The organism is Embleya sp. NBC_00888 (genome assembly GCF_045207655.1).
Classification (GTDB): Bacteria; Actinomycetota; Actinomycetes; order Streptomycetales; family Streptomycetaceae; genus Embleya.
Genome location: NZ_CP108785.1, coordinates 469,018 through 490,471, shown reverse-complemented (window position 1 = coordinate 490,471; position 21,454 = coordinate 469,018). Strand labels below are relative to the sequence as shown.

The 21,454-nt window shown below is 69.7% G+C and carries 16 protein-coding genes and 1 pseudogene; 8 read left to right on the top strand and 9 right to left on the bottom strand.

Going from position 1 to position 21,454, the window contains the following annotated elements; all coding sequences use genetic code 11:
* Positions 1–167: 167 nt before the first annotated feature.
* The 8 genes and pseudogenes from OG948_RS36290 (at position 168) to OG948_RS36255 (ending at position 7,585) form a co-directional block, all read left to right on the top strand.
* Positions 168–1,527: pseudogene (locus OG948_RS36290) on the top strand (dihydrolipoyl dehydrogenase family protein).
* Positions 1,528–1,577: 50 nt separating this feature from the next.
* On the top strand, positions 1,578–2,708 hold the full coding sequence (locus OG948_RS36285; protein WP_331769231.1) for a low temperature requirement protein A: 1,131 nt from the start codon (positions 1,578–1,580) through the stop codon (positions 2,706–2,708).
* A 469-nt stretch (positions 2,709–3,177) separates the two neighbouring features.
* Positions 3,178–5,058 carry an amidohydrolase gene (locus OG948_RS36280; protein WP_406300873.1) on the top strand — a complete coding sequence of 627 codons (1,881 nt, stop codon included), beginning with the start codon at positions 3,178–3,180 and terminating at the stop codon, positions 5,056–5,058.
* A gap of 131 nt (positions 5,059–5,189) precedes the next feature.
* Positions 5,190–5,852 carry a hydrolase gene (locus OG948_RS36275; protein WP_331769229.1) on the top strand — a complete coding sequence of 221 codons (663 nt, stop codon included), beginning with the start codon at positions 5,190–5,192 and terminating at the stop codon, positions 5,850–5,852.
* Between the two features lie 47 nt (positions 5,853–5,899).
* Positions 5,900–6,424 (top strand): DoxX family protein, encoded by a 525-nt coding sequence (locus OG948_RS36270; protein WP_331769228.1) that lies wholly within the window; start codon positions 5,900–5,902, stop codon positions 6,422–6,424.
* Complete coding sequence (locus tag OG948_RS36265; RefSeq protein ID WP_331769227.1) at positions 6,405–7,142, top strand: YoaK family protein; 738 nt, start codon at positions 6,405–6,407, stop codon at positions 7,140–7,142. Before OG948_RS36270 ends, OG948_RS36265 begins: the two co-directional genes overlap by 20 nt.
* A gap of 132 nt (positions 7,143–7,274) precedes the next feature.
* Positions 7,275–7,421 carry a hypothetical protein gene (locus OG948_RS36260; protein WP_331769226.1) on the top strand — a complete coding sequence of 49 codons (147 nt, stop codon included), beginning with the start codon at positions 7,275–7,277 and terminating at the stop codon, positions 7,419–7,421.
* The gene (locus tag OG948_RS36255; protein WP_331769225.1) at positions 7,418–7,585 is read left to right on the top strand and encodes a hypothetical protein; all 168 of its coding nucleotides are present in this window, start codon (positions 7,418–7,420) and stop codon (positions 7,583–7,585) included. The genes OG948_RS36260 and OG948_RS36255 overlap by 4 nt, the downstream gene beginning before the upstream one ends.
* 609 nt (positions 7,586–8,194) lie before the next feature.
* Here the strand turns inward: OG948_RS36255 and OG948_RS36250 are convergent.
* From OG948_RS36250 to OG948_RS36210, 9 genes are all read right to left on the bottom strand, one after another.
* The gene (locus OG948_RS36250) at positions 8,195–9,028 is read right to left on the bottom strand and encodes an alpha/beta hydrolase (RefSeq protein WP_331769224.1); all 834 of its coding nucleotides are present in this window, start codon (positions 9,026–9,028) and stop codon (positions 8,195–8,197) included.
* A 46-nt stretch (positions 9,029–9,074) separates the two neighbouring features.
* Entirely contained in the window at positions 9,075–9,800 is a 726-nt protein-coding gene (locus tag OG948_RS36245; RefSeq protein ID WP_331769223.1) for an alpha/beta hydrolase, read from the bottom strand.
* A 372-nt stretch (positions 9,801–10,172) separates the two neighbouring features.
* Entirely contained in the window at positions 10,173–11,159 is a 987-nt protein-coding gene (locus OG948_RS36240; RefSeq protein ID WP_331769222.1) for a helix-turn-helix domain-containing protein, read from the bottom strand.
* Positions 11,160–11,519: 360 nt separating this feature from the next.
* Positions 11,520–12,272 carry a carbohydrate ABC transporter permease gene (locus tag OG948_RS36235; RefSeq protein ID WP_331773411.1) on the bottom strand — a complete coding sequence of 251 codons (753 nt, stop codon included), beginning with the start codon at positions 12,270–12,272 and terminating at the stop codon, positions 11,520–11,522.
* A gap of 74 nt (positions 12,273–12,346) precedes the next feature.
* Positions 12,347–13,336, bottom strand: coding sequence for a carbohydrate ABC transporter permease (locus tag OG948_RS36230; protein WP_406300459.1), 990 nt, complete (start codon positions 13,334–13,336; stop codon positions 12,347–12,349).
* Between the two features lie 19 nt (positions 13,337–13,355).
* On the bottom strand, positions 13,356–14,570 hold the full coding sequence (locus OG948_RS36225; RefSeq protein ID WP_331769221.1) for an extracellular solute-binding protein: 1,215 nt from the start codon (positions 14,568–14,570) through the stop codon (positions 13,356–13,358).
* Between the two features lie 179 nt (positions 14,571–14,749).
* Positions 14,750–15,517 carry an alpha/beta hydrolase gene (locus OG948_RS36220; RefSeq protein ID WP_331769220.1) on the bottom strand — a complete coding sequence of 256 codons (768 nt, stop codon included), beginning with the start codon at positions 15,515–15,517 and terminating at the stop codon, positions 14,750–14,752.
* Between the two features lie 87 nt (positions 15,518–15,604).
* Complete coding sequence (locus OG948_RS36215; RefSeq protein WP_331769219.1) at positions 15,605–18,346, bottom strand: AAA family ATPase; 2,742 nt, start codon at positions 18,344–18,346, stop codon at positions 15,605–15,607.
* A 231-nt stretch (positions 18,347–18,577) separates the two neighbouring features.
* Positions 18,578–21,418 carry an AAA family ATPase gene (locus tag OG948_RS36210; RefSeq protein ID WP_331769218.1) on the bottom strand — a complete coding sequence of 947 codons (2,841 nt, stop codon included), beginning with the start codon at positions 21,416–21,418 and terminating at the stop codon, positions 18,578–18,580.
* Positions 21,419–21,454 lie beyond the last annotated feature (36 nt).

Here is a 21,454-nt window from a genome sequence, read left to right as displayed (position 1 = left end):
CGCATGCGGTGGTGCCCGTCGGCGCACTGTGCCGGGTGCTTGTCCCCCGGCGTTCGCTCTCGGGCAAGTACCCGTGCACCGCCGGGCACGGGTCGCTGCCCGGCCGCTCTAGCGTCGGCGGGACAGTCCATGCCCGGAGAGCCGGCGGAACGAGGAGAGGCGTGAGCGTGAACGAGCAGGTGGATGTGGTGGTCGTCGGGCTGGGGCCGGGCGGCGAGTACGTCGCCGGCACGCCGGCCGAAGTGGGACTGGCCGTGGTGGGGGTCGAGGCGGAACTCGTCGGAGGTGAGTGTCCGTACTGGGCATGTGTGCCCAGCAAGATGATGATCCGGGCCGGGAACCTGCTCGCCGAGGCGGGCGGGTCCCCGCCCTCGCCGGCGAGGTGGTCGTGACTCCGGACTGGACCAGGGTCGCCGAACGGATCCGCGACGAGGCCACCGACGACTGGAACGACCAGGTGGCCGCGGACGGCTTCGCGGCGAAGGGTGCTCGGCTCGTCCGGGGGAGGGGTCGCCTCGCCGGGCCCCGCCGTGTGACGGTCGGTGACCGCACGTTCGAGGCCCGGCGCGGTGTCGTGCCGGCCACGGGTACCCGGCCCCGGGTACCTCCGGTGCCGGGTCTGGAAGGAACGCCGTACTGGACCAACCGGGACGCCATGGCTGCCACCGAGCTGCCCGCGTCCGTGGTCGTGCTGGGCGGGGGGCCATCGGCGTCGAACTCGCCCAGGTCTTCGCCCGCTTCAAGAGCGCGGTCACAGTGATCGAGGGGCAGGTCCGACTGCTGTCGCAGGAGGAGCCGGAAGCAGGGGAGTCGGCCGCGCAGGTGCTGCGCGCGGACGGTGTCACCGTTCTCACAGGTGCGCGGGCTCGGCACGTCGGCCACGACAGCACCGCGTTCACCGTCCGCCTCGAAGACAGTGAGCAACTGCTGCGTGCTGAACGGCTTCTGGTCGCCACCGGACGCCATGCCGACCTGACCCCGCCGGCGAGGGAAACGGTGGGACTCGATCCGACGGCGGGAGCGGTGCCCACGGACGGGCAGATGCGGGCAGGGGAGGGGTTGTGGGCGATCGGCGACATCACCGGCCGGGGCTCCTTCACGCACGTGTCGATGTACCAAGCGGAGATCGCCGTCCGGGACATCCTCGGGCAACCCGGTCCCGACGCCGACTACCGGGCGCTGCCACGGGTCACCTTCACCGATCCGGAAATCGGGGCGGTGGGACTGACGGAACGGCAGGCACGCGAGCGGGGGCGGGCGGTGCGCACCAGCCTGGTGACCATCGCTTCCTCCACGCGCGGCTGGATCCACGGGCCGGGCCATGAGGGGTTCATCAAGCTCGTCGAGGACGCCGACCGGGGTGTGCTGATCGGCGCGACCTCGGCGGGGCCGGTGGGTGGCGAGGTGTTGTACGGGCTGAACGTGGCCGTCCACGCCGAGGTGCCCGTCGACCGGCTTCGGCACATGATCTACACCTATCCCACCTTCCACCGGACGATCGAGGCGGCTCTGGGAGCCCTCCGCTGAACCGCGCCGCGGCTATGCGGGCGGCCCCGGGTGCCGGGCGGTGGCGCACCATGGTGGGCCGCGACCCCGGTGAGGCGCGCCGGTCGGCGACCTCGCTGGAGCTCTTCTTCGACCTGTGCTTCGTCGTGGCGGTGGCGCAGGCGTCCATGGGCCTGCATGGGGCGCTGACGGAGGGGGACTACGCCTCCGGCGTCCTGCGCTTCGCGCTGGTCTTCTTCACCATCTGGTGGGCGTGGATGAACTTCACCTGGTTCGCCTCCGCCTACGACCCGGACGACGTCCCGTACCGGCTGACGGTGCTGGTGCAGATCACCGGCTCCCTGGTCCTCGCCGCCGGCGTGCGCGGCGCGTTCGAGGACGGGGATCTGCACGTCATCACGCTCGGCTACGTCGTGCTGCGTACGGCGCTCGCCGCGCTCTGGCTGCGCGCCGCGCTGTCCGACCCTGTCCGGCGGAGGACCACGCTGCGCTTCGCGGCCGGGGTCACGGCGTGTCAGTTCGGCTGGGTGGGGTTGCTCTTCCTCCCGGCGCCGGTGCGGCTGCCCGGCATCGTGATAATGATCGCGGCCGAGGTGTCCGTTCCCGTATGGGCGCAGTCCGCCGGGATGACGCCCTGGCATCCGCGCCACATCGCCGAGCGCTACGAACTGTTCACCCTCATCGTCCTCGGCGAGTCCGTCACGGCCGCCACCGTCGCCGTTCGCAGTGCTTTCGACCGGCACCACGGCACGGGTTCGCTGTACGCGCCGGCGGCCGGCGGTCTGCTCATGGCCTACGCCATGTGGTGGCTGTACTTCGCCAGACCCGCGGACACTCTGCTGGCCACGACGCACCGGGCCCACCGCAGAAGATTCACCTGGGCCTACGGCCACTACCTGATCTTCGCGTCGGCAACCGCCGAGGGAGCCGGCCTGGCCGCGTACGCCGATTACGATACGCGGCGCACCGACGCCTCGCCGGCCGCTGCAGGTGCGGCGGTCACCGTGCCGGCGGCCATCTTCCTGGTAACGGTCTGGGCGGTGCACCTACGGCCCCATCAAAAGGGGGCGCGCGAACAGATTGTCTTTCCTGTGGCCGCGGTTGGCGTTGTGTTGGCCGCTTTCTCGCCGGCACCCGTCCTTGTCGCCGGTGCGCTGTTCGCGATCCTGGTCGTCCTGGTCACGGTGCCGCGCCAGGGATGAGGCGTGCGGCCGGGCGCCGGCCGGTCCGGACCGGTTCGGGACCGAGCAGCGGGCCGAGCAGCGGGCCGAGCCGCTGGATCACCCGGAACACGATCGCCGGCGAGACGCCGGACAACGGGGCGATCCACTGCCGGAACCGGGGCCGACGGTGGACGTGTCGATCTCCTGCGGGCGTCGCTCGCCACGCCGAAAGCGTCGGGTCGAGGAAGGTTGCCCACCGGTGCACCGTCTCCGGCCTCGCCGTGCACCGGAAAGAGTCAGTGCGCTGTCGGCGCAAATCCGGTGCGCTGGTGGGCAACACGGTCGCATCGGCTCGAAATAGCGTGGTGGCGAAGCGGCGGCGGGTCGCCGGGGCGGGCTTGTGTATCGCGCGGTGAGGCCGCCAGGAATTCTCCCTCCCGCCCGCCGCTGTTGTCGCAGACGAAATCGATGCAGTTCATCCCGCAGGAGGTTGTCGAAGGTGTCCACGATGCCGGTCGGCGGGCTGGTGCCCCGAGTCACCGACGACGCCGCGGACTTGGTCGTCCGCAACGCGAAGATCCATACGGGGGACCGGGGCCGCCCGCAGGCCGGGGCGATAGCCATCCGCGACGGGGTCATCACAGTCGTCGGTGACGACAACGATGTGGCCGGTCATGTCGGCCCTGCCACGAAGGTGGTGGACGCCCTCGGCCGCCGGATGATCCCCGGCCTCAACGACGCCCACCTGCACGTGATCCGAGGTGGGCTCAACTACGTCCTGGAACTGCGCTGGGACGGCGTCCCCACGCTGCGCCAGGGCCTGGCGATGCTGCGTGAACAGGCGGCCCGCACGCCCAAGGGGCAGTGGGTGCGGGTAGTGGGGGGATGGTCGGCCGAGCAGTTCGCCGAACGACGGCTGCCGACCGTCGCCGAGTTGAACGCCGCCGCGCCGGACACCCCGGTGTTCGTCCTGCACCTGTACCAGTCGGCCGTACTCAACCGCGCGGCGCTCAAGGCCGCCGGATACACCAAGGACACCCCCGACCCCAAGGGCGGCCAGATCGTACGGGGCCGAGACGGCGAGCCCACCGGCATGCTGCTGGCCGCCCCCAGCGCCTTGATCCTCTACTCGACGCTGGCCAAGGCCCCGGTGCTGGACGACGAGCACAGGCAGGCCTCCACACGTCACTTCCTGCGGGAACTGAACCGGTTCGGACTTACCTCGGCGATCGACGCCGCGGGGGGATTCCAGAACTTCCCCGACAACTACAGCACCGTTGTCGAACTGGCCAAGGCCGGTCAACTGTCCCTGCGTATCGCCTATCATCTCTTTCCGCAGACCGCCGGCCAGGAAATCGACGACCTTACCCGCTGGATAGAAATGGCCCGCCCCGAGGACGGGGACGAATGGCTGCGTCTCAATGGAGCGGGCGAGAACCTTACTTGGGCGGCAGCGGATTTCGAGAACTTCGCCCAGCCACGCCCGGAACACGCCTCCGACTACGAGGTGGAATTCGAGAAGGCCGTACGCCTGCTCATGGAGAACGGCTGGGGATTCCGGCTGCACGCCACCTATGACGAGACCATCCGGCGCGATCTCGCGGTATTCGAGAAGCTCGCCGTGGAAGGGCTCTTCCCGGCCGGGAACCGCTGGCTGTTCGACCACGCGGAGACCGTCTCCGCGGATAGCCTCGACCGTATCGCCGCCCTCGGCGGTGCCATGTCCGTGCAGAATCGCCTGTCCTTCCAGGGCGAGGCGTTCGTACGCCGCTACGGCCCCGGCGCCGCAGCCGACGCCCCTCCGATCCGGGCCATGCTGGAGCGCGGTCTGACCGTCGGCGCCGGCACCGACGCCACCCGGGTCTCCACGTACAACCCGTGGATCGCCCTGCACTGGCTGATCACCGGCCGCACCGTCGGCGACCTGGTCGTTCGCCCGCCGCACAACCGGGTCGACCGGCGGACCGCGCTGTCGATGTTCACCGAGGCGGGTGCCCGGTTGACCGGCGAAGAGAACGTCAAGGGCGTCCTGCGCCCGGGCTTCCTCGGCGACCTCTCCGTCCTGTCGGAGGACTACTTCACCGTGCCCGAGCCGGACATCGCGCACATCGAGTCCTTGTTGACGGTCGTCGGCGGCCGGATCGTCTACGCCGCGGCCGAGTACGAGGGCCTCGACGAGGAGTTGCCTCCGGTCAGCCCGGCCTGGAGCCCGGTGGCACACTTCGGCGGCTACCAGGCCACACCCCTTACGGGCCGGTCGGGCGCCCGGCAGGCCGAGTTGCTCGGACAGGCCGTCGCGGAGTCGGAGCAGCACCGACAGTGGCGCGCCCGCCGCGGCCTGGCCCCGGAAACCGAGAGCACGTTCTTCGACCCCTGCTTCTCGCTCTGATCTCCCGGGGAGGGGCCCGGCCACAAGCCGCCTCTCCCCGGGACACCCCCCACCTCGCGCCGTCGAACGGGACGGTCGCGCTCGGCAGCGGACGCCTGTCCGCGATCACATCACTCATCGAAAGGCCTCCCATGGTCGACATCTCCGAGGTCACCGCGGTTCCCAGCCCCGACCTGCTGACCCCCGACAACTGCGCCGTGCTGTTCGTGGACCACCAGCCGCAGATGTTCTTCGCCGCCGCGAGTGGCGACCGCTCGAGTGTCATCAACTCCACTGTGGGCCTGGCGAAGACGGCCAAGGTCTTCGACGTTCCCGTCGTGCTGAGCACCGTGGCCGCCGAGTCCTTCTCGGGACCGCTCATGCCGCAGCTGGCCGGCGTCTTCCCGGACCGGAAGATCATCGACCGCACCACGATGAACGCCTGGGAGGACGTCGCCTTCGTCGAGGCCGTCAAGGCGACCGGTCGCAAGAAGCTCGTCATCGCGGGCCTGTGGACCGAGGTTTGCGTCGTCCTGCCGACCCTCTCGGCCCTCTCCCAGGGTTACGAGGTCTACGTCGTCACGGACGCCTCCGCCGGCGTCAGCCCGCAGGCGCACGAGCACGCCATCCACCGCATGGTCCAGGGCGGCGCGATACCGGTGACCTGGGTCCAGGTGCTGCTCGAGCTCCAGCGTGACTGGGCGCGTACGGACACGTACGTACCCGTCACGGAGGTCGTGAAGGAGCACGCCGGCGCCTATGGCCTCGGGGTCGTCTACGCCCAGGCCGTCATCGGCGCGCACGCGGCCGGCTGACCGCCTCCCCCGAGCATCGACGGAACGTCGGGAACAGGCAGGAACGAATGGACACCGGACTGTTGGTCCTTCGGCTGGTGGTGGGTCTTCTCATCGCCGGGCACGGAGTGCAGAAGGTCAGTTTCCGGCTGGGGGGCAACGGCTTGGCGGGCGGAACCGAGGAGTTCCGCCACGACGGCTTCCGCGGCGGCCGGCTCACCGCGCTCGCCGCGGGCGGCAGCCAGGTCGGCGCCGGCCTGTTCCTGGCGGCCGGTCTGCTCACTCCGGCGGCGGCGATGGCCGCCATGGGGGTGATGACGGTCGCGAGCACCGTCAAGTGGCACAACGGGCTCTGGGTACAGAACGACGGCTACGAGTACCCCATGGTCCTCGTCGTCGTCTCCGCGGTGCCGGCGCTCACCGGCCCCGGCCGCTGGTCGGTCGACGAGGTGCTCGGGCTGACCCCCTGGCCCCTTTGGGTCTCCGTCGCGGCCATCGTGGTCGGCCCAGCCAGCGGGCTGCTCACCCGTGTGGTGCTCCATCGTCCCTCCACTTCGGAAGGAACAACCGAGCATGCGCACATTGCTGACTGACGCGGCCCGCACGCTGGTGCCGCCCAAGGGGGACAGGCAGGGCCCGTTGCCGCCGCTCATGCTGATGCTGACGGTGGTAACCGGTCTGGTCGATGCGGTGAGTTATCTGGCGCTCGGGCACGTCTTCGTCGCCAATATGACCGGCAACGTGGTCTTCCTGGGCTTCGCCCTCGCGGGCGCCCAGGGCCTGTCCGCGCTCGCCTCCGTCGTCTCCATGGCCGCGTTCCTCGTGGGCGCGCTGGCCGGAGGGCGATTCGGCACCCGGTTCGCGGCACACCGCGGGCGGCTGCTGACCATCGCCACGGCGCTGCAGACGGTGCTCGTCGCCGCGGCCGTCATCACGGCGGCGGCCACGCACGGCAGCGTGACCACCGCGGTCCGGTACACCCTGATCGTGCTCCTGGGCCTCGCCATGGGACTGCAGAACGCGGTCGCCCGGCGCCTCGGCGTCCCGGACCTGACCACGACCGTACTGACCCTGACTCTGACGGGACTGGCCGCGGACTCCACGCCTGCGGGCGGGGCGGCACCCCGGCCCGGTCGGCGGATCCTCTCCGTGCTGGCCATGTTCCTCGGAGCCCTGGTCGGTGCCGTGCTTTTGCTGCACACACAGCTCGCCCTACCCCTGGGGCTGGCGCTGGCATTGCTCGCGGTGACCTCCGTGGCCACCCATCGCCTCTCGGCCGCCGGCGCCGCCTGGACCAGGCCCCAGTCGTGATCGCGGCGTCCGAAGGGTTGTGACCGCGCCCGTCGGCGCATCCCGCGCGGGCCTTACTCCGGCGCGGGCACCGAGGGCCCGGTCGACGTCTGATGTCCCGTCAAAATCAATGCTTCTCCCGGGAGTTACCCCGTGTTCGGTGGCGTCGTCGACTGGATCGACCCGATCGGCGTCACTGTGTTGTGCAGCACGGCACCGGCCGCCTGGATCATCGGTGACCCCCGCGACCGGCGCGCCGGATTCTTCGACGCGAACACCGGGGCGGAGACCAACTCGTGAGCACCACCACCGTGCTTCTGGACGAACGGGTCGCGGACGAAGCCCCGGCGCGCGCCAGGCTGAAGGACTGGGCCGCGATCGGCCGGCCGGAGCTGCGCCGCGCCGGGCTCCTGCGCGGGGCGGCCTGCACTCCGCGGCGGCCGTACTGCCTCCCGCTCTGCTGACGGCGGCCGGGGTGCGCTGCGCGCCGGACTGCCGGCCGCAGGTGACGCGGCAGCCGCCCGTGGCGCCCGCACCGTTCGCGAGGCCCTGCGTGGCCGGCTCGTCGAGACGGCGTTGCCTGTCCGCGGGCCGGCCCGTACGGACCTGGACGACGCGTCGCCGGCCCAGGCCGTCGACGGTGAAGTCGACGAACCGACCGGCCGGCTCACCGACTATCGGCCGGGCCGCCGACCGGCCGCACCATGCCGAGCGGGCGGCCGGGAGGGTGCACCGGGACCGGCCACCGTCGCGCGCACGGCCGAGACGGTCCGCCTGCCCGTTCGACTTCGTGAGGTTGTGTGAACCATGCCGGACGTCATTCCACTGCACGGCGAACCCGGCGAACAGGACTCGGTGCTCCGATGCGGACGGTGCCGCTGACAGGGAGGCGGTGCGGCCTGCCGGACGCGGCGGTGGCGGCGGTTCTCGCCGGTACCGCCGCGGCCCCGGTGTCTGTGTCCCCCGCCGCTTCGGCACCGGTCGTGCGGTTCGTGTCGCATCCGGACATGGCGAAGTTCACGGCGGGGGCGCCGCATTGCGGCACCTCCCGCCGCGCCTTTCTGCCCGTGCATTCAGCGGACGGAACGGGCCGCTTTGAGGATCAGGTCGGTGACGGGGCCCGGGTCGCTCACGGCCGCCGCGTGGGGCGCGCGGACGGTGACGGTGTGGGCGCGGGCGCGCTCGGCCATCCACCGCTCGGCGGCCGGCGGGATGTTGCGATCCTCGGTGGCCACGAGGTACCAGCTGGGGATCTTCTTCCACGCCGCCGCGGTGGCCGGCTCCCGGAGCGCGGCCAGGGTGATCGGACGCTGCCCCACGGCCATGTTCTGTGCGGTCGTGACCGGGACACCTGCCGCGAACTGCTCCCGGAAAAGGTCCTTCCTGATGACCAGTTCCGCGCCCTGACCCCCTCCGGGCAGGGGGTAGTACTGGGTGGAGGTGGCCTGCCCCAGTGTGCTTCCGGGGTACTTGTCGGTGAGCGCGAGTGCGCTCTCGCCGATGTCGGGGACGAAGGCGGCTATGTAGACCAGTGCCTTGATCCGCGGGGCGTCGGCCGCGGCCTGGCTGATGACCGAACCTCCGTAGGAGTGACCCACGAGCACGATCGGCCCCGGGACGCTGTCCAGGACGCTGCGGATGTAGGCGGCGTCGCTCGCCAGACCGCGCAGCGGCAGTGCCGGTGCCAGGACTCGGTGGCCCCGACGCTGAAGGCGCTCGACGACGGTGCTCCAACTGGAGGCGTCGGCGAAGGCCCCGTGGATCAGGACGATTGTGGGCTGTGCGCGGTCCGGGTGTGGGCCGGCGGCCGGTGCCGGGGCAGAGAACGCGGTACCGGCGGTTCCCAGGGCGGCGACCCCGGCCAGGAGGGAGACGGTCACGGTCCGGCGTGAGATCGGTGGGTTCATCGTTCGCTTTCCATGGCGGTGAAGGACAGGACCGGTCAGTGGGAGGTCACTTGGAGGTGGCCCGAACGGCTTCCTTGATCAGGTCGACGACGCGCTCGGGGTGGGCGAGCATCACCAGGTGCGAGGAGTCGACCTCGATGGTGGTCATGCCGGCCCGCTGGTAGCCGTAGCGCTCCACATCGGGGTTGATGGTGCGATCGGAGGAGGAGACCAGGCCCCAGGAGGGCTTGGTCTTCCAGGCTGCGGCCGGCGCCGCGTCGGCGAACGCCTGTGCGGCCAGCGGACGCTGGGAGACGGCCAGGACGGCGGCGAGGTCGGAGTCGACATCGGCGGCGAAGATCGATGGGAACTTGTCGATCCGGACCGACACATCGGTGCCCGACTCGGTCGAGCCCTCGATCGGGAAGGGCGTGTAGACGAGCGCGGCGGCCAGGTCGGAGTCCGGGAAACGGCCCTGCAGCTCACCCAGGCTCTCGTCCTTCTCCAAGGCGTAGCCGGCCAGGTAGACCAGCGCCTTGACGTTGTCCTCCACGCCGGCGACGGTGATGACGGCGCCCCCGTAGGAGTGGCCCACCAGGACCACGGGGCCGGGGATCTGTCGAATGACCGAGGCGATGTAGGCGGCGTCTCCGATCAGGCTGCGGTTGGGCACGGCCGGGGCGACCACGTCCAGCCCCCGGGCGATCAGCAAGGGGATGACACGGGCGTAGCTGGAGGCGTCGGCGAAGGCCCCGTGGACCAGAACGACGGTTGGCTTCTCGGCACCAGACATGAGTAACTCCCTTTTAGAGTTCGTTCGTTCTTGCATCGGCCGATGCGCGGTCCGTTGGCGTCGGCGGGGCTCGAAGGGGGACCGGGGTTCGGAGTGTCCGCGGGGGTACGCGGTCCGTACCGGAAATCCCTACGGACGCCACCGGTCGGCCCCGCAGCGGCTACACGGACGCGGCCGCCGCAGGGGCCCATCCGGGCCGGGAGCCACAGGCGCGTACGGAACATTAGGGACCGGACGCAAGGGTGACTTGCCTGTTCGCGCCCTGACTGTGGTCTGTGCGCGCCTGGCTGAGCGGCGCCCGCGATCCCGCTCTCACCGGGCCTGGAGTCAAGGGTCGCGGAACGATCCCCGTGAGGGACGGGATGTACGGCGTCAAGCCTTGGAGTCGCGCCATTCACGGGGGGACATCCCGTAGGCGGTCCGGAACACCCGGCTGAAATGCGCGGCACTGGTGAAGCCCCATCGGTGCGCCACTGCGGCGATGGTGGAGCCATTCGTTTGGCGTGCCATATCGCGCCGGCACTCCTCCAGGCGACACCTCTGGATCCACCGGCCGACCGTGGTGTCCTCGCTCTCGAACAGCTTGTGCAGATAGCGCAGGGATATGTGGTGGGCTCGGGCGATGGCCTGCGGAGTCAGGTCGCGGTCCGCGAGGTGATCGTCGATGAACGCCTGGATCCGCAGCAGCAGTGCCCGGTTCCCTTCGGACGTGTCCGTGCTCGTTCGGCCGAGCAACTCGGCGGCCAGCAAGCGGAGCAGGTCCACGGCGTTACGGGCCAACAGCTCGCCGGTGCGGGGAGGGTGGGTTCCCGCGCTGTCCACGAGCCCGGCCAGGAAGGGCGACAGCAGCCTGCCCAAAGGCGTGTCGGGGCCGAGTGGGCAGGCCGTGATTTTAGCCATGTCGGACTCGCTCAGGCCCAGAACGTCTCTCGGCAGGACGAGGGACTTCGTCCGGAAGGACGGGGGAAGGGCCAGCCGGACGGGGCGCGCCATGTCGTAGATGACAATGTCCCCCGGCCCAAGGGGCGCTGCACGGCCGTCCTGCTCGAGTCGGGCGACTCCCGTGTCCAGCACGGTGACGACCACGTACTCGTCTTCGTCGCCTTGCGCGACGAGTCTGCGAGTTCGCAGGGCGGACAGGCAGTCGCCGTCCACGGTGACGGCCTTGAGTCGGCCGAGCGGTGTCGTACGGCTCGTGCCGGAGTACGCCTCGTTCGGGATCGTCATGTCCACGGCGCCGACCGTCCGGGGCAGGGCTTCGTGCCGGTAGGCCCGTCCGCACCGGACGGGCGGCGAGTCGGTGGTGTGGAAGCTGCCGGGGATACTTACACCGTCTTGGACAAGTGCGGCAGGCGTCATCAGATCCGCCCCTCCTCTTTGAGGCGGCGCTTCGCGCAGGTTCGTCTGAGGTGGGGAGATTTCGTCCGTATTCGTAGTGTGGAGGATGCCCGGAGTTGTCCGGGCTTCGGCCTCGATGAATCCGGCGACATGATCTCCGCCCTTCAACCGGTGTGCTTGCTGAAACACCGTGCCGGCGGGCCTGGCGAAGCACATCGCGTGAATCCGCTAGATCAGGGCTGCAGGACTGACAGGGAGGGCTGTTCTCGCGGCCGGGGGCGATGGCCGGCTCAGGCCCTCGGCGGTGGATCGAGCAGCCAAAACCTGCGATGACCATCCGCAGGTCGACCACGGACCGGACGGAGACGGAACCGCCCCTCACTACTTGACGGCTCCGCTGGTGGCGCCGGCGGCGACGTAGCGCTGAGCGGCAACGAGCAGCATGGCGGCGGGGACGGACGCCATGACCGCGGTGGCCATGATGGCGTTCCACTGGTTCGTGTGAGCGCCGATGTATTGGTGGATGCCCAGGGTGATCGGCTGTACGGTCTCCGTGGTGGTCAGCGTGAGGGCGAAAAGGAAGTCGCTCCAGGTGAAGAGGAAAGTGAAGACGGCCGCAGTGATCAATGCGTTTGTGCTCAGCGGGAGTACCACCGAGCGGAAGACGCGCAGTCTCCCGGCGCCGTCCACGCGCGCGGCCTCGATGATCTCCCTGGGAATGCTCTGCATGAACGAACGCATGACGATGATCGCGAAGGGGACCCCGGCGGTGGAGTCGGCGAGGATCAGTCCGAGGTAGGAGTTCAGGAGCCCCAGGTCGTTGTAGGCGCTGTAGAGCGCGTTGGCCACGACGATGCCCGGCACCATCTGGGTGACCAGGATGCCGAAGAGCACAACGTTGCTTCCTCGGATGCGGAACTGGGCCAGCGCGTAGGCCGCCGGGGCGGCGAGTCCGAGGCTGAGCGCCACGCTGCCGAGGGCTACGACGAGGCTGGTGACGAGGTTGCGTCCCTGATCGCGCAGCGCGGTGGCGTAACCGCCGAAGTCCGGATGGAAGGGGAACCAGTCTCCCCGCAGCGTGTTGCCCGCGGGCTGGAGTGAGGCATTCACCATCCAGTAGACGGGAAACAGCATCAGCGCGAGAAGGATGATCCCGACGATGGTGGACGGCCGGCCACGCCTGGGCGCGCGCTTCACGGGATCGCCCCTCAAAGGTTTCGGGCGCGACGGTTCGCGCGCAAGTAGACGAGGGCGAAGGCGAGCGAGATGACGACGAGTACGTTGCTCATCGCGGCACCGCGCCCGAACTCGAACTGCTGAAAGGACAGTTCGTAGGACTGGGTGGCGATGGTCTGCGTGGCGTTGGCCGGTCCTCCACCCGTCACCACGAGGATGATGTCCAGCACCTTCACCGTGTAGATCACGCCCAGCACCAGCACGACGCTCACGACGGGCCGCAGCAGCGGCCACGTGACGTGGCGGAACGACGCCACAGGGCCTGCGCCGTCGAGTTTCGCCGCCTCGTACAGATGCGTCGGGATGTCCTGCAGGCCGCCGTACAGAATCGCGGTGTTGAAGGGGATTCCGACCCAGATGTTGATGAGGATCACCGACACGAGCGCCTGTGAGGTGCCGGTGAGCCAGGGGATGCCGGACGACGAGAGGTGGAGGCGGCGAAGTGCGTCGTTGACCACTCCCGTGTCGGGGTCGAGCATCCACCTCCACGTGGTTCCGGAGACGACCAGCGGCAGCAGCCACGGCAGCAACAGGAGCGATCGCAGAACGCGGCCGAGCGGGAAGCGGCGCTGGAAGAACAGGGCGAAGGCCAGGCCGAGCACGAACTGCCCGACCAACGAGCCGGCGGTGAACAGGACTGTGGTCACCATGGCCTTGGAGAACAGATCCGACGAAAGGATCTTCGAGTAGTTCTGCAGTCCCACGAACGGTGCGGCACCGGTGTAGAACGTCGTGATCGTGTACTGCTGGAAGCTCATCACGATGTTCTTGACGATCGGGTAGCCGAAGAACAGCAGCAGGTATGCGGCGGCGGGCACGATGAACATCCACTGGGCGAGCGGTTCCCACAAGCGTGCCCGGGCCACGGCCCGGTCCCTGCCGCGTGCGTCCGCGACCTCCTCCGCCGTACCGGTGGCGCGCGCCCCCGCGACGACGGCGCTGTCGTCCTGCCCCGTGCTCATCCGGAGGGTCGGGGACAGGTCAGGACCCGGTCGCGATCTGCTGCGCATGCTGTAGTGCTTCCTCCGGTGTCTGCTCGCCCGTGAGCGCGGACTGGATCGCGGTGTATATCCCGGTCGCTGCTTTGGGCCACTTGACGCCGAGTTCGCTGGTACGGGCCCGGGCCGCATCGACGCTTTTGACAAAGGGGGCCATCGACGGGACCTGCTCGGCGTACTGGGCGGCCACCGCGGTGCGGGAGGGCACGGTGAAGTGCTGCTTGGCCAAGGCGAGCATGTTCGTGGAGTCGTTCAGGCAGGCGAGGACCTGAGCGGCCTTCTCCTGCCGGGCCTTGGAAGCGCTCTGCGGGACCGTCCACACCTCACCGCCGAGCGGTGTGACAGGGGTCTGCCCCATCCGGGGGACGGGGATGGGGGCAACCGCCCAGTCCAGGTTCTTGGCCTTGTCCAGGTCGGGGATCCGCCAGGGGCCGTTGATCATCATGGCTGTCCTGCCGGCGACGAACTGATCGTGGACGTCGGCCTGTGTCCAGTTCAACACCGACTTCGACATGGATCCGCTCTTGACCAGGTCGACCCACAGCCGGAGTGCCTGCGCGGCCTGCGGGGTATCCAACTGCTTCTCGTCCCCGCCGTTGGACCAGAGGAAGGGCAGGAACTGCCAACTGCCCTCAAAAGTGGCGTTCGCGTCGACCGCCATGCCGTAGCGCCCAGGGAGGGTCAGCTTCGCCGCCGCCGACTTCAGCTCGTCCCAGGTCCTCGGCACGGCGACACCGGCCTTGGAGAGCATGTCCTTGTTGTAGAAGAGGGTGACCGTGCTGACGTTGGGGGCCAGTCCGTACACCTTTCCCTTGTACGTGCCCGCCGACAGGATGCCGTTGGCGAAGCCGCCGGAGTCGATGCCGTACTGGTCCAGCGGAGTCAGCGCGCCGGTCTGTGCGATCTGCTGCATGTCGGGGTTGTCCAGCATCAACAGGTCGGGAAGGGTCCGTGACGACGCCTGCCGCAGGACCTTGGGGACGAGTGACGCCCCCGGAACGCTTGTGTGCTCGACCCTTACACCGGCGGTCTTGCCGCAGGCGGTGAGCAGCTCGCCCCATTGGGCGTGTTCGGATTCGTCGGTGTAGTAGTCGAGTGCGGTGATGGAGGTGACCTTGCCCGTGGAGGACCCGGCACCGGCTCCGCCACCGCACCCGGTGGCAACCAGGAGCACCAGGGCGACGGTTCCGGCCCTCAAGAGGGCGGCGATCCGCCGCGCCGACGGTCTCGCCGTTGAGATCACGCTGGTGCCTTTTCTTCCGTTCGAACGCTTGTCATGGGGTCCTGGGTGGCCGATGGTGAGGATATTCGGGAGATCGGCTTTCGCAGGCGCGGCCCCCGTGTACACGAAAACGTGTGATCACCTCCTTCGCCTGCTCAGAAAGCTTGTCGAAGCCCGTCGCCATCGTCGCCACCATTGCCCCGTTCGGCGGCTTCCCGGATCATCGCCACCACCGCGCCGGGCTGTGACAGCACAACGGCGTGCGAACCGTCCAGCACGTATTCGGTGGCCGCCATGCGCTGTGCCATGAAACGCTGAGCGGTGGGGTTGAGCATCTGGTCGGCGGTCGCGATGGCGTACCAGGACGGCTTGCAGGCCCACGCCGGCGGGCCCGATCTACCGGTCAGCGCGCTGCAGGCGATCGGGCGTTGCGCCACGGACATCACATTCTTGGCCTGGGCCGGCAGGTCGGCGGCGTACACCTGCGGGAACCGCTCCTTACGGATGTACAGCTCGCCTTCCGGGTCGCCGGGAATCCGGGCGGGGAGGGCGGCGGTGAAGGTCGCGTCGGCCGGCGGCATGGGGAGGAAGCGGCTCGTGATGTCCAGGACGCACTCGCCCGCGTCGAGGCCGAGCGCGGCGACGTAGCACAACGCCACGACATTGTCGGCGTCGGTGGCGGCATGTGTGATGACCGCGCCGCCGTAGCAGTGGCCGACCAGCACGACCGGGGCGTCGATGTCGCGCACCACGTTCCTGATGTAGGTGGCGTCCTGCGCCAGGCCGCGCAGCGGGTTCGCCGGGGCGCGCACGGTGAATCCGGCGGCGTGGAGAAGGCTGATGACTCCCGCCCAGGACGAGGCATCGGTGAACGCCCCGTGCACCAGCACAATGGTCGGCCGTACGGGAGTGGGTGTGTGCATGTCGGTGGCCTCCGACTGAGTGTGGGGCGCCCCAGCCAAGCGCATCCAGGTGTGGCAGGGCATCGCGTGAACGTACCAACTGGCCCCTCAGCTGCCGGGCAAGGCCGTGACCAGGTTCGCGAGCTGAACACGGGAGTTGACCGAAAGCTTGCGGAAGACCGAGGTCAGGTGCGTGTTGACCGTGTGCGGGGAGACGACGAGCAACTCGGCGACCGACCGGTTGGTGTGGCCCTCGGATACAAGGTGCGCGACCTTCTTCTCCGAGGCTGTGAGGGCCCCCCATCCTCGCACGGGGCGCTGCGTGCTCGCCGCCCTGCGGCTGTCGTTCCCTGCACCATCCAGGTCGCCCTGTAGGCGTGCCATTGCGGCGTGGGCGCCTGACTCGACGAACATGCAACGGGCGTGGGTCAGTGCGGCCACTGCCTGAGGTTTCCGGCCCGCTGTCAGGAGTGCCTGTCCGAGATCGGCGTAGGCTGCGGCCCGGACCAGCGGGCGAGGGCTGGCCTTGAGCAGTTCCACGGAATGTTCGAGCATGGCGAGATCGTCTTTCACGAGCCCGAGGGCCTGTGCCGCGATGCCCGTGGCCGTGGGCACGGCCGGGTTGCGTTCGGCGTGGGCTTCGGCCTGTGCGGCCAGGTCCTGGGCGAGTGCGTGGTCCGCGCCTCGCAGGGCCATGCGTATCGCGGAATCGACCCAGTTGCGCAACAGTCGCCAACGCATGAAGAGACCTTCCTGTTGAACTTGCCGAATCTTGTCGACGGCAAGGCCGATGTCCCCGTCGGCCTCGGCGTGGACCGCTTCCAGGAAGCGCACCGCGGCCGTGTTGCCCGGGTTCGGTTTGACCGCCAGTCTTTCCCGCGCTGCGGCCAGGTGCTGTCGCGCCGTTTCCCGATCGCCGCGCAGAAGGGCGATCCGGGATCGGATCACGCGAGCGTTCACCTGTTGGACGGGTACCTGTACGTCGTCCTCCAGGCGCTCCATGGTCACGAAGCCGGCGTCGGCGTCGTCGAGCCGGCCGAGCCACAGATCGTGCTGGCCCTGCGCCCACAGCATCATCGCCTGACGCGTCGACCCGGCATTGTCCGCTGCCTGCAAGAGCAGCCGTTCGCTGGACTCGAAGTCGTCCACGTGCTGGTGCGCGACGATCTCTTCGGGAAGGAAGGCGGAATCGACGGCGCTGAGCGCGGTAAAGCGCTCCAGCGCGACGGTGTTCTCACCCGCGTTCTGCGCGATCTCGCCGAGCCCGGACAGGGCCAGCAGGTGTGCCTCCCGGGCGCCGACCGCGGTGGCGGCACGCAGCGCTGTCTCGCCGGCCTCACGCGCTGCGACAAGATCGTTGCCCCGGGACAAGGCCAGTGCACGCAGGGCGGCCAGACTCGCCGCGATCTCCGGGGCGGCACCCCCCATGGCGAGGGCCGTTTCGGCCCGGCGGCGCAACTCGTCGGCGAGATCCATGTTCCACAGCGTCGCGCCGAGGGCTGCCTGCAGCCGGCTGAACGCCTCCAGTGGTGGCCGACCGGCCAGCAGCGCGTCGCCGGCCGACAGTGCCTCTCGGTTCCTGCCGGCCCGGGTCAAGCAGAGGATCGCCTGCTCACCCACTACGAACCTCAACGGGCGTGCGGATGGCACCAGTTCCAGGGCGCGCGTCATCAGGTCGGCCGCGAGGCCCGGCGTGACCGGCAGTACGTCGTCAGCGGCTCGCCGCAGAAGCGCTACGGCTTCCTCGTCTCCGGGAAGGGTGCCCCTGAGGATGTGCGGCACCGCGTCGATCGGCTGGTGGCCCGCGGAGACAAGGTGGTGGGCAGCCTCTCGGTGCAGAGCCTTCCGGGCCGACGGCGGGATGTCGGCGTAGACGGCCTGACGCAGCAGATCGTGCCGGAAGGCCAGATGATCGCCGTCGTCGTCCAGGAGTCCGGCGCGCACTGCTTCCTCGAGTGCCGCGATCAACGTGGTGGTCGATTGGCCGCAGAGCGCGGCGGCGTCATGGAAGCCGAACCTGCGTCCCAGCACCGCTCCCATCCGCAGGAAGCGCAGTGTGCCGGGCCGCAGGGACCCGAGTCTGCCGCGCACACTCACCACGAGCCCCGGGGGCACAAGCCCGTCCGAGGTGGTCCGCAGTCCCGCGAGCATCTCGACCGCCAGAAACGGGTTCCCGCCGGCTCCGTCGAGCAAGTCCCGTACCCGCTCGTCAACCGCCGCCCCGAGTGCGTCGTCGGCCAGTTGGTCGATGGCCGCGCCGGACAGCGGCCCCAACGGCACAGTGACCGTCGGGAGGTTGCCGGTCGCGGCTGCGACAACCTCATCCGCTGGGCCGGCGGGGTCCCGTCGCCCGGTCAGCATCCACAGCACCGGCGAGGTCCGCAATTGTGTCGGAAGCTGCTTCAGGGCAAAGCGGCTCAGCGGGTCGGCCCACTGCACGTCGTCCAGGGCGATCAGCACCGGCCCGCTGCCGGCTCTGACTTCGATCGCCTCCGCCAAGCGCTCCATCAGCCAGATTCGCTGATCGTGACCGCGGGCGAGATCGACGAAGGCATCGTCGGACAGCAGCGGTTGATCGCCGTGCAGGACGCAGGCCGCCAACGACGAGAGCGGCACGATGTGATGCAACTCGTCGGCCTTGCCGAAGCCGACGGAGAATCCCGCTGCCCCGGCTCTGGCGATGGCCTCGGCGAGCAGCGTCGTTTTGCCGATGCCCGGTTCCCCCTGGAGCAGCGCCAATCCGCCGCTTCCGGTGTGGGCCACCGAGGTGATCAGTGCCTGTAGCTTTTCGAGCTCGACCTCTCGGCCGCGCAGACCGCTACGGGTCAGCGATCCACCGGACCCCGCCACTCATGTCCCTTTCCGTCAACGCCGGCCGACGAAGCCGGGCTCAGCCCATGCCCACGGATGACTCCGCCGCTCGGCGTCGCCTGCCGGTGCCCGAGATCTCACGGCCGCAAGGACCGGAGGAGCGCGTTGGGCAGCACATCCCCCCGTCCGGAAGATCCTGCCAACGGGAACCGGGGATGCGCATCACACGAGTTCGGCTGATCGTGAGGGTGCGTGTGGGATGCGAAGCGATTACTTTCCGTGTTCGCGCGCGTCCACCAGGCGGGCGAGTTCGACCCGGGAGGTGATGTCGAGCTTGGTGAACGCGTGCCGCAGGTGTGAGCTCACGGTGTGCGGTGAGATCGCGAGGCGCTCCGCTGCCTGCCGGTTCGTCAGCCCTTGCGCCACCAGCCGGATCACCGCGACCTCCGAGGCGGTCAGCTCCGGCCACACCTTCACGGACCCTTTGGACGTCGTACGGCGCCTGGGCGCCCCCAGCGCCCGCAGGCGACGCCGGACGCGTGCGGCGTCCCGCTCGGCGCCGGCCTGGGTGTAGAGGTCGAGTGCCCGGTCGAGGTGGGGCACGGCGTGGACGCCGCGCCGTGCGGCCAGCTTGCGCCCGGTGTCCTCGAGCGCCGAGGCCCGGGAAAGCAGCCGGGGAATGCCGTCGTACAACTCGACGGCGTGCAGGAGGAGGACGAGGTCGTTGTCGAACAGTCCCCGGGCGTGCGCGGCTGCCGCTGCCAGGATCGGGAACGCCGGATTGTGGGCTGCGCGGCGTTCCGCCACGGCGACGGCGGCCGCGGCCCGCTCGGGCGCGCCCGCCCGCAAGGCCATGCGGACGAAGCCGGGCGCGTCGGCGGGATCGTCCGGGCTGGCCAGGGAGGGACCCTCCAGGTCGAACGTCCCAAAGGATTCGTCGAGGAGTGTCATGGCCCGACCAGGATCGCCTTCGGCGTCCGCCACCAGCGCCGAGATCCAGGAGCCGACATTGCGTACGAGGATCGCCGGGTCGTTCAGCATCCGCTTCACATCGGTCGCGTACGCTCTCGCCGCCTTCAGGTCGTTCGTGTGCAGCGCGACGCGTACCAGCGTGTACAGGAGGGTGGCGTCGGCGAAGTTGCCCATGCCCAGCTCGTCGGCCATCGCGGACGCGGCCTCGGCCTCGGCCCGGGCGTCCTCCAGCCGGCCCGCGTCGAGCAGGACTCGGGACCTGTTCATCATCCACATGCCCATCGCCGCGGCCTGGCCCTGCCGCTGCGTCTGGCGGATCCCGGCCTCGGACTCGGCGAGCGCCGCGTCCGGGCGGCCGGCCGCACTCAGCAGGAACGCCTTCCACAGGGCCTCCGGCACCCACAGCGAATGCTCGATCCCGACCTCTGCCGCCAAGGCGGCGGCGCGGTCCGCTCCCTCGAACGCGCGACTGAAGTCCATCCGGTAGAACTGCACGACCGAGTCGACGGCGATCGCCGTGGCCTCGGCGACCCTGTCCTGCGCATCCGCAGCGGCCTCGAGCGTGTCCGTGACGGCTTCGGCTGTCGCCTCGAAGTCCCCGACCATCGACAGGTTGAGGCACCGCAGCGCCAGCAGTTGGGCGCGCAGCGAGGCCGGGATGCCGGGCAGGGCAGCTCCGATACGTGCCTGGCGCGCGGCCTCCGTGAAGTCGTATTGGCTGGATACCCGCGCCATGCCGAGCCGCACCCGCGCCTCGGCCTCCGGCGGCATGCTCCCGGGCAGCGCGGTCGCGGCAAGCACGCGGGCCTGTGCGGCCTGGCCGGTCTGCCACAGGAGCAACATCGTCTCGGCCATGATCTCCGGCCGCTCCGGGTCTTGCTCGGCGATGAGTGCCAGTGCCCGGCGGCTGAGTTTCACCGCCGACGACGGCGCGGACGTCGTGAGTTCGGCCGCGGCGGTCCGCAGCAGCTTCACGGCCTTACGATCACCTGGCTCCGCACTGTCCACGAACAGGGCGGCCGCCTCGGTCAGTCTCCCGCGCGCCGCCAGGGCGTCGGCGGCATGGCATCGCAGAGCCCGGCGCACGGACACGGGCAGGCTGCCCTCGACGGCCTCGCGGATCAGGTCGTGGCGAAACAGCAACCGGTCGTCCCGTTCGACGAGCAGATGCGAGTTGAGGGCCTCCTCCACCGGTGCGATCAGCGCCGCCGTCGGCTTGTCGAGCAGTTCGGCCAGCAGGTCTATGGTGACCATGCGGCCCACGGCGGACGCGGTTCGCACGATCTCACGGGTCGGTTCGGAGAGCTGGTCGAGACGCTGTCGTACGGAGGTCTGGAAACGAGCGGGAAGACGTCCGTCCTTCAGACGCGCCACGTCGTTCTCGACGATCACCGCGTGTTCGTCGCGCATGCCGCGGAGCAGTTCCACCAGAAACAGGGGTACGCCCTCCGCACGGCGGGCGAGGCTCAGTGTCGCCGGATCCGGAGCGGCTCCGAGTACGTCCTCGGTGATCTGGGCGACCGCGGTGTCGGCCAGCGGCCCGAGGCGGAGCCGATGGGCACCGGCCTGATCCAGCAGGGCCAGCGTTGAGAGCACGCCCGGTGTCGTGGTGATGCTGCGGACGGCCACCAGCCACAGGATCGCGTGGGCGGACAGTCGGGCCGAGAGCGTGCGCAGCGCGAGGAGTGTCACGTCGTCCAGCCACTGGACGTCGTCCAGGATGATGACCAGCGGAGTGTCGAGTGCCGCCTGTTCCAGCCGGTCCTGCAACTCCTGCAGCAGCCAGAACCGCTGCTCGGGCGCCGCCGCCAGGTCACGCAGCTTGTCCACGTCAAACAACGGCTCGGGGCCCGTCAGCAGACCGTCCAGCAGCGGGCCCAGCGGGACGAACCGGCCGTCGGGATCCGCGCCTCCCCGAAACACCCTCAGGCCACGGAACACCGCGACGGCTTGCGCCTCCGCCAGGAGACGGCTCTTGCCGCTGCCGGGCGCGCCTTCGACGCACACGATGCCGCCACGGCCTTGAGCCAGCGCGTCGAACCGCGTGCCGATGAAGTCCAGTTCCTCTTCCCGGCCCCGTACCGGAGGTTGTATGCCACCGGCTCGGTCAGTCGGGAACGGCTGCTGAAAACGGTCCAAGCGAGGTTCCCGTATGGGTGAGTGGCCGGCAGGCGA

What these genes read in the sequence shown, in the direction of transcription:
- OG948_RS36265 (WP_331769227.1), top strand. Translation starts at nt 6,405, where the DNA reads ATGCGCACATTGCTGACTGACGCGGCCCGCACGCTGGTGCCGCCCAAG.
- OG948_RS36220 (WP_331769220.1), bottom strand. Translation starts at nt 15,517, where the DNA reads ATGCACACACCCACTCCCGTACGGCCGACCATTGTGCTGGTGCACGGG.
- OG948_RS36285 (WP_331769231.1), top strand. Translation starts at nt 1,578, where the DNA reads ATGGTGGGCCGCGACCCCGGTGAGGCGCGCCGGTCGGCGACCTCGCTG.
- OG948_RS36280 (WP_406300873.1), top strand. Translation starts at nt 3,178, where the DNA reads ATGCCGGTCGGCGGGCTGGTGCCCCGAGTCACCGACGACGCCGCGGAC.
- OG948_RS36235 (WP_331773411.1), bottom strand. Translation starts at nt 12,272, where the DNA reads ATGCTGTTTCCCGTCTACTGGATGGTGAATGCCTCACTCCAGCCCGCG.
- OG948_RS36250 (WP_331769224.1), bottom strand. Translation starts at nt 9,028, where the DNA reads ATGAACCCACCGATCTCACGCCGGACCGTGACCGTCTCCCTCCTGGCC.
- OG948_RS36275 (WP_331769229.1), top strand. Translation starts at nt 5,190, where the DNA reads ATGGTCGACATCTCCGAGGTCACCGCGGTTCCCAGCCCCGACCTGCTG.
- OG948_RS36240 (WP_331769222.1), bottom strand. Translation starts at nt 11,159, where the DNA reads ATGACGCCTGCCGCACTTGTCCAAGACGGTGTAAGTATCCCCGGCAGC.
- OG948_RS36230 (WP_406300459.1), bottom strand. Translation starts at nt 13,336, where the DNA reads ATGAGCACGGGGCAGGACGACAGCGCCGTCGTCGCGGGGGCGCGCGCC.
- OG948_RS36245 (WP_331769223.1), bottom strand. Translation starts at nt 9,800, where the DNA reads ATGTCTGGTGCCGAGAAGCCAACCGTCGTTCTGGTCCACGGGGCCTTC.
- OG948_RS36270 (WP_331769228.1), top strand. Translation starts at nt 5,900, where the DNA reads ATGGACACCGGACTGTTGGTCCTTCGGCTGGTGGTGGGTCTTCTCATC.